10 protein-coding genes are annotated in these 9,652 nt (G+C 70.9%); 4 read left to right on the top strand and 6 right to left on the bottom strand.

Features of this window, described 5'->3' with window-relative positions:
* Together ABD987_RS01555 and ABD987_RS01550 are read right to left on the bottom strand one after the other, a co-directional pair.
* Positions 1-490, bottom strand: a 490-nt coding sequence (locus tag ABD987_RS01555; RefSeq protein WP_345385993.1) for a YoaK family protein, incomplete at its 3' end; no start/stop codon positions are given.
* A 62-nt stretch (positions 491-552) separates the two neighbouring features.
* On the bottom strand, positions 553-999 hold the full coding sequence (locus tag ABD987_RS01550; RefSeq protein ID WP_345385991.1) for a nitroreductase family deazaflavin-dependent oxidoreductase: 447 nt from the start codon (positions 997-999) through the stop codon (positions 553-555).
* 399 nt (positions 1,000-1,398) lie between these two features.
* Here ABD987_RS01550 and ABD987_RS01545 point away from each other — a divergent pair, with 399 nt between their 5' ends.
* On the top strand, positions 1,399-1,905 hold the full coding sequence (locus ABD987_RS01545) for an RICIN domain-containing protein (RefSeq protein ID WP_345385988.1): 507 nt from the start codon (positions 1,399-1,401) through the stop codon (positions 1,903-1,905).
* A gap of 6 nt (positions 1,906-1,911) precedes the next feature.
* On the opposite strand, the gene ABD987_RS01540 is transcribed toward ABD987_RS01545, so the two are convergent.
* The gene (locus ABD987_RS01540; protein WP_345385986.1) at positions 1,912-2,985 is read right to left on the bottom strand and encodes a DmpA family aminopeptidase; all 1,074 of its coding nucleotides are present in this window, start codon (positions 2,983-2,985) and stop codon (positions 1,912-1,914) included.
* A 76-nt stretch (positions 2,986-3,061) separates the two neighbouring features.
* Positions 3,062-3,676, bottom strand: a complete 615-nt coding sequence (locus ABD987_RS01535; RefSeq protein WP_345385984.1) for a TetR/AcrR family transcriptional regulator — start codon at positions 3,674-3,676, stop codon at positions 3,062-3,064.
* Between the two features lie 138 nt (positions 3,677-3,814).
* Between ABD987_RS01535 and ABD987_RS01530 the strand changes: the two genes are divergently transcribed.
* On the top strand, positions 3,815-5,182 hold the full coding sequence (locus ABD987_RS01530; RefSeq protein WP_345385982.1) for an APC family permease: 1,368 nt from the start codon (positions 3,815-3,817) through the stop codon (positions 5,180-5,182).
* Between the two features lie 9 nt (positions 5,183-5,191).
* Here ABD987_RS01530 and ABD987_RS01525 read toward each other — a convergent pair whose 3' ends face one another.
* Complete coding sequence (locus tag ABD987_RS01525) at positions 5,192-5,905, bottom strand: GntR family transcriptional regulator (protein WP_345385980.1); 714 nt, start codon at positions 5,903-5,905, stop codon at positions 5,192-5,194.
* A gap of 101 nt (positions 5,906-6,006) precedes the next feature.
* On the opposite strand from ABD987_RS01525, the gene ABD987_RS01520 reads away from it, so the two are divergent.
* Together ABD987_RS01520 and ABD987_RS01515 are read left to right on the top strand one after the other, a co-directional pair.
* Positions 6,007-7,206 carry an NAD(P)/FAD-dependent oxidoreductase gene (locus ABD987_RS01520; protein WP_345385978.1) on the top strand — a complete coding sequence of 400 codons (1,200 nt, stop codon included), beginning with the start codon at positions 6,007-6,009 and terminating at the stop codon, positions 7,204-7,206.
* 13 nt (positions 7,207-7,219) lie between these two features.
* Complete coding sequence (locus ABD987_RS01515; protein ID WP_345385976.1) at positions 7,220-8,572, top strand: MBL fold metallo-hydrolase; 1,353 nt, start codon at positions 7,220-7,222, stop codon at positions 8,570-8,572.
* A gap of 80 nt (positions 8,573-8,652) precedes the next feature.
* Here the strand turns inward: ABD987_RS01515 and ABD987_RS01510 are convergent, their stop codons facing one another.
* Positions 8,653-9,627 (bottom strand): Lrp/AsnC family transcriptional regulator, encoded by a 975-nt coding sequence (locus tag ABD987_RS01510; RefSeq protein WP_345385974.1) that lies wholly within the window; start codon positions 9,625-9,627, stop codon positions 8,653-8,655.
* Between the last annotated feature and the right edge of the window lie 25 nt (positions 9,628-9,652).

Here is a 9,652-nt window from a genome sequence, read left to right as displayed (position 1 = left end):
CCCGGAACACCGCGCGGTACGCGGCCCTGGTCGCGGTGCGGAGGTTCCCGGTGGTCATCGTGGTGTTGACGGCCCAGTCGCCGAGCTTGCCGAACGTGGAGTTCTGGAGCGCGGCCACGAAGGACACGGTGAGCACGATCGCGGTGCTGCTGAAGGAGTCCGGCAGGAATCCGATCACCGCGAGGACGGCGATCTCGGCGCACAGCGCGACTCGCAGCGGACGGCGCAGCCACGGCGCGACCCGCGGGTGGGTGACCGTCTCGGCCACCGCGACGCCCGCCACGAACGCCAGCAGCGGCGGCACGTGGCCCAGCGCCTCGCCCCACTCGCCCCGTGCCGCGAACACACCGAGCAGCACCACGTTGCCGGTCTGCGCGTTGGCGAACACGCCGTCGTGCGCGACGAAGGTGAACGCGTCGAGGAAGCCGCCCGCGACCGCGAGCACCGCGGCCAGCCGCAGGGTGCCCGCGGTGAGGCGGCCGCCGGTCATGGCGTCCAGTGTGGACGGCGCGGCGTACCGGGTGCAACACGGGACGGCGTGGCGCCGTGGTTTCAGGCCGCTTCGACGCGGAAGACCGCGATGCGCTCGGCCGCCGCGGCGACCGCGTCCGGCGCGGGCGCGTCGGCCAGCCCGGTGGTCACGAGCCGTTCGGCGACACTCGCCGGGCTGGTTTCGACGACTTCGCGCAGCAGTGCCCGGCGCTGCTCGACCGGCACCTCCACCAGCCGCGCGGTCGAGGAGCGCCGGCCGCGGGTGAGGGTCACGGTGTCCGCGGCGCGGGCGTTCACCACCCAGGCGGCCTTCGGGTACGCCTGCATGAGGTAGCGGCCACCGGTCAGCGAGAGGACCGCGATCGGGAACGTGCGCGGCTGCCCGCTGCGCCGGCCGGCGACGGTGAGCAGGTGCATCGGCCCGAAGGCGATGCCGACGCGCTGCAGGCCGATCACGACCTTGTTCAGGGAGTTGACCATCCGGCGATAGGTCCGTGCTTTCGTCATGCGGCCAGCGTACCGCAACTAGTATGAGTTCCGTATCATCGGCATCTCGTAGTACTGCGTGGCCGGTGTCGCCCGGATGGCCGAGGTGCTGAAGGACGCCTTCGGTGCGCTCAATGCACTGAAGGCGTCCTTCAGTGCGGCCGTCGGCGCCTCGGCCGCTGCCGGGAAAACCGCGCGGTGTAATTCGTGACTTTCGGCATCGAACGGGAACGGAGTATTCGACGAGGCGATTCGCCTACGGTGCGTTCGATTGTCTCACCTACACCGGTGAATGGTGCGATAAACGGGAAGAAACAGCCAAGATCATCCCTCCAATGGGGGCTGTTCCCGTCCGGTGATCGGCGAGGACACTGGCCGATGCGTTCGGTATTCAAGGCAGGGGAACCTCAGGGAGAAATGATGAAATTCATTCGCGCGCTGCCGGTCCTGCCGGTGGTCGCACTGCTCGTGACCGTCCTGGCGTCGTCGGCGAGTGCCGGTGAGCTGCCCGCCCCGACCACGCCGGGGCGGGTCGAAGCGGGCAGCGCCGACGTGGTCAACACGTTCCGGAACCTCGCGACCGGCGGTTGTCTCGACGACAGCGCCAAGTCCGGCCTGCGCACTTTCGGGTGCAACAAGTACGACTACCAGAGGTGGAACGCGCATCCCCGGAACGGCTACGTCCAGCTGAGGAATCTGGCCACCGGTCGCTGTCTGGACGACAGCAAGAAATTCGGGATCCGCGCCGTGAAACCGTGCTGGCCGGACGGGAACGCGAATGCGGTGTTCCAGAACTGGAAGGTCCTGCGCACCGGCAAGCTCATCCAGTTCCGGAACCAGTCCACCGGGCTGTGCCTCGCCGATATCGGCGGTGGGAAACTGCGCACCGAGCCGTGTTCGGCCGCCACCAACCAGAAATGGAGCTGAGCCCGCTCAGGTGACGAGGCCGAGCAGCCGGGACACCGGCAGGGCGGGGGAGCGGTGCCCGGCGCGGCCGACCATCGTGCCGGCGGCGAACAACGCGTTGAGCACCGCCTCCTCGACCGCGTGGACGACGGCCTCGAAGAAGGCGTCCATCCGGTTCCACGGGATGACCTCCAGCCGCTCGTAGCCCGGCTCGCCGTCCGGGAATCCGCTGGTCAGTGCCCCGGGATTCCCGGTGGAGAAGGCCAGGAAGATGTCGCCGGAGAAATGCGACCCGGTGGTGCCGGTGCGGGCGAGGCCGAGCGGGACCCGGCGCGCGAGTGACGTGCACTGGTGGGGCAGGAGCGGCGCGTCGGTGCCGACGACGACGATCACCGAACCGGCGCCCGGCGGGGTTCGCCAGTCGCTGTCCTCCAGGGGGTTGTCCTCCGCCAGCGCGTCGCCCACCGGTACACCGCACACGGTCAGTTCCCGGCGGGAGCCGAAGTTGGCCTGGACGAACACACCGACCGTGTAGCTGTCCGGCCCGTATTCGACCACCCTGGAGGAGGAACCGCTGCCGCCCTTGAAGCCGTAGCAGTTCATGCCGGTGCCACCGCCGACCGAGCCCTCGGCGATCGGGCCGGATCGCGCGGCGTCGATCGCCGCGATCGCGTCCTCGGGCCGGACGTGCGGGCCGTTGATGTCGTTGAGATAGCCGTCCCAGGTCTCCGCGACCACCGGCAGCAGCCACTGCTCGGCGAGCGCCGGCTTCTCGCGGATCACCCAGTCGATCGCGCCGCGGTGGCACGGTCCGACGGCGTGCGTGTTGGTGATGAGCACCGGCAGCCGGAGCGACCCGGTCTCGCTGAGCCAGGACGTGCCGGTCATCTCCCCGTTGCCGTTGAGGGAAAACCAGCCCGCCGCGCACGGCACGTCGGCCGCCGCGCGGCCGCGCGGCAGGATCGCGGTGACGCCGGTGCGGACGGCGTCGCCCGCTACGAGCGTCCGGTAGCCGACCTCCACGCCGGGCACGTCGGTGATCGCGTTGTGCTGGCCCGGTTTCCCTGGCAGCGGGAGGCCGAGTTCACGGGGGCGGGTCATGCGATCGCCTCGCTTCGCGAGATAGTGCTGAATCCCTTTTGGCGCATGATGTCGATCATTCGCTCGCAAGCTTCGCTCATGCGCGGAAACCTTCCAGGTCACAGCCGGTCGCGTCGTGCGCGTAGGCCAGCAGCAGGTTCTCGGCCTGCCCGGCGTCGAGCGTCGGAACGGCTTGGGTGAGGTGCAGGCCGAGTCCGTCTTCGAGCATGACGAGCTGGCGGGCCACGGTGGCCGGATCGCGGGTCAGCGCGAACACCCCGGTCGCCGCGCCCGCCTCGAGAATCGTGGAGTACAGCGCGACCTGCCGCTCGGCCAGGCGGATGTGCTGGGCGGCGTAGGCCGGGTCGCGGCGCGCGAACGCGCCGAGTTCGTAGAGCAGGACGCACAGTTCGTCGTCGCGGCCGGTGGGGAGTCCGGCGCGGATCGTCCCGAGCAGTTTGCGCCGGGGATCGGGCTCGCGCCGGGCGGCCTCCTCCCGGTCGACGCAGAATCGTTCGACGGCTTCCCGTTGCACCTCGCGGAGCAGGTCGGACAGTGCCGGGAAGTAGTAGAGCACCGAGCCGGTGGACATGTCCGCCTGCTCGGCGACGTCCCGCAGGCGGAGGTCGACGACACCGCGTCGCAGCACCGCCGCGCGGGCGGCGTCGATGAGTTCGGCGCGCTTTTCGTGCGCCCTGCTGGGTCTGGCCATGTCGGTGATTCTCTACACAATGGTCAGAAAACTCAAGACCGCACCTCCGAAACCCAGTCGTTACCTCCAAAGGGGTTGACGTGGGCACGGTCACAGTTCTTTGATGCTCTCTCAAATAACCCGGCTCAGGAGGCATCCATGGCCCCGCAGCTGCAACGAGGGCTCAAGCTCCTCGGCACCCTGTTCATCACCCTGTCGGCGATCTCCCCGGCCTCGTCGGTGTTCATCATCGCCCCCGGCGTGGTCGCCCAGTCCGGCACGGGCGCGTTCCTGGCGTTCGTGATCGCCGCGGTGGTGGGGGTGTTCATGGCCTTCGTCTACGCCGAGCTCGGTTCGGCGTACCCGCTCAGCGGTGGCGAGTACGCGATCGTGGCCAGAACCTTCGGGCGGCTGCCGGGTTTCGTCGTCCTCGGCCTGTTCGTGGTCTCGCAGCTGCTGATCATCGCGGTGATCGCGCTCGGCGTCGGCACCTATCTTTCGGTGCTCTTCCCCGGGCTGCACGCCCCGACGGTCGCCGCGGTGACCACGGTGGTGGCCACCGTGCTGGCCGTGTTCGACATCAAGCTCAACGCCTGGGTGACCGGGACCTTCCTCGCCATCGAGATGATCGCGCTGGTCGTGGTGAGCGTGCTCGGCTTCTGGCATCCGCAGCGCTCACTGGCCGAGCTCACCGTGCATCCGGTGGTGTCCGGCGGGAACGGCACGGTGGTCGCGGCCTCGGTCGGGCTGATCGGCGCCGCCAGCGCCGTCGCGCTGTTCGCCTACAACGGGTACGGCGCGGCGGTGTACCTCGGCGAGGAAACCCACGACGCGCACCGCGGTATCGCGAAGACGATCCTCTGGGCGCTGGGGATCACCGTCGCCGCCGAGCTGATCCCGATCACCGCCGTGCTGCTCGGCTCGCCGTCGCTGCCCGGCCTGTTCGGCGCGGAGAACATGATGGACTACTTCATCACCGCCCGCGCCGGCTCGGTGGTCAACGACGTCATCAGTCTCGCCGTCGCGCTGGCGATCCTCAACGCCGTCCTCGCCATCGTGCTGGTGACCGGCCGGATGGTGTTCAGCACCGGCCGCGACGCCGCCTGGCCGTCGCCGATCAGCCGGGCACTGGCGAGGATCCACCCGCGCTTCGGCAGCCCGTGGGTCGCGACCCTCGCCACCGGGGCGATCGGCACCGGGTTCTGCTTCGCGGACAAGACCTTCCTGCTGGTGGTCACCTCGACGACGATCATCGCCGTCTACGCCGCGCTGTGCGTTTCGACGATGACCGGGCGCCGCAACGGGTCCACCGCGCACGCCGCGTACCGCATGCCGTGGTTCCCGGTCGCCCCGATCCTCGCGCTGGTCGCCATCGGCTACGTCGTCTACCAGAACTTCCTCGACCCGGAGATCGGCCGTCCCAGCCTGCTCGTCACGCTCGGGATCGCCGTCGTGTTCGGGCTCTACTATCTGCTGGTACTGCGGCGAAAGGGCGAGTGGGAGCTGCAGGGCGCGGCCGACGAATAGGCGTGGCGCTCAGGTCCCGGTGGTGCCGGTGAACGTCGCGGTCAGCGTGAACCGGTCACCGCGGACGAGCGTGTGCCGCCATTCGAGCGGGACGCCCCCGGAATGGCTGAGCCGGTGGATCGACAGGCCGGCCGAACCGGGGGCGCAGCCGAGCGTCGCGCAGTCGGCCGGGGTGAGGACGACGGCGCGGATCGTTTCCCGGCCCCGGTCCAGCCGCAGGCCCGCGCGCCGGGCCAGCACGGCGTAGACGCCGGTGTGCGTGAGGTCGGCCTCCAGCAGGCAGCTCGCGTGCTCGGCCGGGAGCCAGACCCGGTCCAGGGCAAGGGGTTCCTCCCCGGCCAGGCGGAGTCGTTCGAGGTGGACCAGCGGCGTGGTGCCGTCGAGCCCGAGGTGATCGGCGATCACCCCGTCGGCGTGCACGTCGAGCCTGCGGACCACGCTGCGCTGGGTGCGTTCGGTCGTGCGGACCGCGGTGTGCAGGCTGTAGAGGCTGCCGAGCGGCTGTTCGACGTCGCGGGCGGGGTGCAGGCGCGGGCGTTTCCCGCGTTCGGCGCTCACCACGCCGTCGGCGCGCAGCTGGTCGAGCGCGCGGCGCACGGTGGTGCGGCTGACCCCGTACTCGGCGACGAGGTCGAGTTCGCCGGGGAACCGTTCGGCGAACTCCCCGGCGCGCAGCCGTTCGAGTACGGAGTTCTGCACCCGCCGCCACAGTGGTTCGCGCATCGCTTCTCCCGGGGCCGAAATGTCCCTACATTTGGTTGAGCCGCGGAACGAACGCACCTTAACGTTCCTGCCCGGACATTCCGACCGGGGAGGTGGTCCTGGTGACGAGGACACGGCACCGCGTCGTGATCATCGGGGGTGGTACGGCGGGGATCACCGTCGCGGCGCGGCTCCGCCGGGCGGGGCAGACCGACGTGGCCGTGGTCGATCCCACCGAGACGCACTACTACCAGCCGCTGTGGACCCTCGCCGGCGCCGGGTGCGCGCCGATCGGGGAAAGCGCCCGGCCGCAGGCTTCCGTCCTGCCGCGCGGGGTGCGGTGGATCCGCCGGTCCGCGGTGCGGGCCGATCCGGACGCCCGCGAAGTCGCCCTCGACGACGGGAGCGTGCTCGGTTACGAGCAACTGGTGCTGTGCCCCGGGATCCGGCTGGACTGGGACGGGATCGCCGGGCTGCGGTCCGCGCTCGGCGTCGACGGCGTGTGTAGCAACTACAGCTACGAGTCCGCGCCCGCGACGTGGCGGGCCATCCGGACCACGCGGTCGGGTACCGCGGTGTTCGCGATGCCCGCCGGTCCGATCAAGTGCGCGGGCGCGCCGCAGAAGATCGCCTACCTCGCCGCGGACCACTGGCGCCGCGAAGGGGTGCTCGGCAAGGTCGACGTGCACCTCGTCCTGCCGACACCCGGGTTGTTCGGGGTGCCCGAATACGCCGAGGTGCTCGCGGGCGTGGTCCGCCGCTACGGGATCACCGTGCACTTCGGGAGCGAGGTGACCGCGGTCCGGCCGGGGGCTCGCGAGGTGACGGTGCGCAGCCGCGCCACCGGCGAGACGTTCGCGCTGCCCTACACCATGGCGCATCTCGTGCCGCCGCAGCGCGCGCCGGAATGGATCGGGGAAAGCGGGCTGGCGGGCCAGGACGACCCGGGCGGCTACGCCGAAATCGACAAGCACACCCTCCGGCACGTCCGGTACCCGGACGTGTTCGCGCTCGGGGACGCCGGTTCCTCGCCCAATTCCAAGACCGGCGCGGCGGTGCGCAAACAGGCCCCGGTCGTGGTGGCGAACCTGCTCGCCGCGCAGCGGGGTGCCCCGCCTCCGGCGCGGTACGGGGGATACGCGTCGTGCCCGCTGACGACCGCGCGGGGGAAGACGCTGCTGGCGGAGTTCGACTACACGATGCGCCCGGCGCCGAGCATCCCGTTCCTCGACACCACGCGGGAACGGACCGACATGTGGTACCTCAAACGCCGCGGGCTGCCGTTCCTGTACTGGAACCTCATGCTGCGCGGCCGATTCTGACCGGGAGAACCCCTTGTCCCCCAACGGAAAGCTCGTCTTCGTCCAGTACTATGTGGACTGTCTGTCGCAGGCTTCCTACCTCGTCGGCGACCGCGGTACCGGCCGCGCGGTGGTGGTGGATCCCCGGCGGGACGTCGCCTCCTACCTCGCCGACGCCGCGGCCAACGGCCTGCGGATCGAGCGGGTCGTCGAAACCCACGTGCACGCGGACTTCCTGTCCGGGCACCTGGAACTGGCCGCCGCGACCGGGGCCAGGATCAGCTACGGCACCGCCGCGCGCGTCGACTTCCCGGTCGAGCACCTCGCCGACGGACAGGTACTCTCGCTCGGCGACGTCGAACTACAGATCCTGCACACCCCGGGGCACACACCGGAGTCCATCAGCGTGGTCGTGTGGGACGGGGAGGCCGTGCCCTACGGCGTGCTGACCGGCGACACCCTGTTCGTCGGCGACGTCGGCCGCCCCGACCTGCTGGGCGCCGAGGGCTGGCCGCCCGACGCGCTGGCCCGCGCGCTGTACCGTTCGCTGCGGAAGCTGCTCGTCCTGCCCGACGACACCCGGGTGTTCCCTGCCCACGGCGCGGGGTCGGCGTGCGGGAAGAACCTGTCCACCGAAACGAGCAGCACGATCGGGGAACAGCGGCGGACCAACTACGCGCTCGCCCCGATGCCGGAGGAGGAGTTCGTCCGGACAGTCTGCGAAGGCCAGCCGTCCGCGCCCGCCTACTTCGCCTTCACCTCCGTCCGCAACCGCGAGCGGCGTCCCGTCCTGGCCGAGGACGCCCCGGTGCCCTACCTGCTGCCGATGGAGGTGGACCAGGACGTGGCCGTGCTCGACACGCGCGACGCGGCGGAGTTCGCGCGCTCGCACCTGCCGGGCTCGGTCAACGTCGGCCTCGCGGGCCGCTTCGCCGAGACCGCGGGACAGGTGCTCCTCCCGGACACCACGCTGCTCCTCGTCTGCGCGCCCGACAAGGCGACCGAAGCGCGAAACCGCTTGGCGCGCATAGGTTTCGATCGCGTCCTCGGCTGCGTCGACCCGGCGCTCGCGGCGGGGCAGGTCTCGGTGCGGCTGACGGCGGAGGAACTGGCCGCGGTCCACAGCGAGCGGCAGGTCGTCGACGTCCGGGGGCCGGGGGAGGTGCGGGCGGGTGGTGCCGTGCCGGGCGCGGTGTTCCTCCCGCTGCCGGAACTGCTCGACCGGATCGGCGAGCTCGATCCGGCCCGGCCCACGGTGGTCTACTGCGCGGGCGGGTATCGCTCCTCGGCCGCCGCGTCCCTGTTGCGGGCCAGGGGATTCGCCGACATCACCGATCTCGCGGGCGGCTACACCGCCTGGGCCGCCGCCCATCCTCCGATCAGCTGAGCCGCCCCGGATATGTCACCTTGGCTACGTTTGGCACCGGAGCGAGCACGGTTTCGAGCCGCCTCCCGGTCTGGCTCGCGTCAGCCGAGCACCGTCCCCGCGCGCTTGACCGCGCGCAGTACCGGGGTGAGCTCGAACTGGCTGACGTCGGGCAGTTCGCCGAGCGTGCCGGTGAGTACCCGGTACAGCTCGTCGACGTCGCGCGTGATCAGCGTCGCCACGACGTTCGCGCTGCCGCTGGTCACCGCGACCAGCCGGGTCGCCGGGTGGGCGGCGAGCAACTCGCCCACATGGGTGAGCCCGGCGGGCCGGACCGACAGCCACAGCACGGCCTCCATCCGGTAGCCGAGCAGTTCGGCGTCCACCTCGGTGGCCAGCCGGAGCACCCCGCCGGTCAGCAGGCGCGCCACCTTGCGCCGGGCGGTGGATTCGGAGATCCCGGTGGCGCGGGCCAGATCCGAGTACGGGGCCCGGCCGTCGGCGATGAGGAGTTCGATCAGCCGCAGGTCCGTGTCGTCCTGGTCGGGTGGCGGCTCCGCCGGGCGGAACACGACGGCGGGGGCGAGTGCGCCGGTCTGCTCCTCGTCGAGCAGCGGGGCTCGCCAGCCGAGCGACTCGGGGAAGATCTTCAGCAGCCGGTGCGTCCGCCACGAGGTGACCGAGCTCATCGCGGGAAGATCCTTGAGCAGCAAGGAACGTTGCCGATGCGGGCCGGGGACGAACACGACCGCGTAGACCTCGTCGCCGCCGTCGAGGTAGAGCACCTCGATCGTGTTCGCCAGCGCGGCGACCGCGTCCGCGACCAACGGGGTCCGTCCCGGCTTGCAGCGCAGCCGCAGCACCAGCGGGATGACGCCGGGCAGGCACATCGGGTTGCGGACCGCGGTCACCCGCACCACCCGCGTTCCCAGCAGCGGTCCCGCCCGGCGGACGACGGTGCGTTCCGAGACGCCGATGGCCGCCGCGATCCGGCCCCAGCTCGCGCGTCCGTCGAGCTGGAGCGCGGCGACCAGCCTGCGGTCGACGTCGTCGAGGGTGTGCCGGTCCCCGGTCATGACCGCAGTCTAACGCCGTGTTGTC

The sequence above is a fragment of the Amycolatopsis samaneae genome, assembly GCF_039541975.1.
GTDB classification, from domain to species: domain Bacteria; phylum Actinomycetota; class Actinomycetes; order Mycobacteriales; family Pseudonocardiaceae; genus Amycolatopsis; species Amycolatopsis samaneae.
This window is presented reverse-complemented; position numbering and strand designations above follow the sequence as displayed.

Bases quoted from the DNA above. Each gene is read 5' to 3' on its own strand.
- ABD987_RS01530 (WP_345385982.1), top strand. From the start codon at position 3,815: ATGGCCCCGCAGCTGCAACGAGGGCTCAAGCTCCTCGGCACCCTGTTC.
- ABD987_RS01510 (WP_345385974.1), bottom strand. From the start codon at position 9,627: ATGACCGGGGACCGGCACACCCTCGACGACGTCGACCGCAGGCTGGTC.
- ABD987_RS01545 (WP_345385988.1), top strand. From the start codon at position 1,399: ATGAAATTCATTCGCGCGCTGCCGGTCCTGCCGGTGGTCGCACTGCTC.
- ABD987_RS01540 (WP_345385986.1), bottom strand. From the start codon at position 2,985: ATGACCCGCCCCCGTGAACTCGGCCTCCCGCTGCCAGGGAAACCGGGC.
- ABD987_RS01525 (WP_345385980.1), bottom strand. From the start codon at position 5,905: ATGCGCGAACCACTGTGGCGGCGGGTGCAGAACTCCGTACTCGAACGG.
- ABD987_RS01550 (WP_345385991.1), bottom strand. From the start codon at position 999: ATGACGAAAGCACGGACCTATCGCCGGATGGTCAACTCCCTGAACAAG.
- ABD987_RS01535 (WP_345385984.1), bottom strand. From the start codon at position 3,676: ATGGCCAGACCCAGCAGGGCGCACGAAAAGCGCGCCGAACTCATCGAC.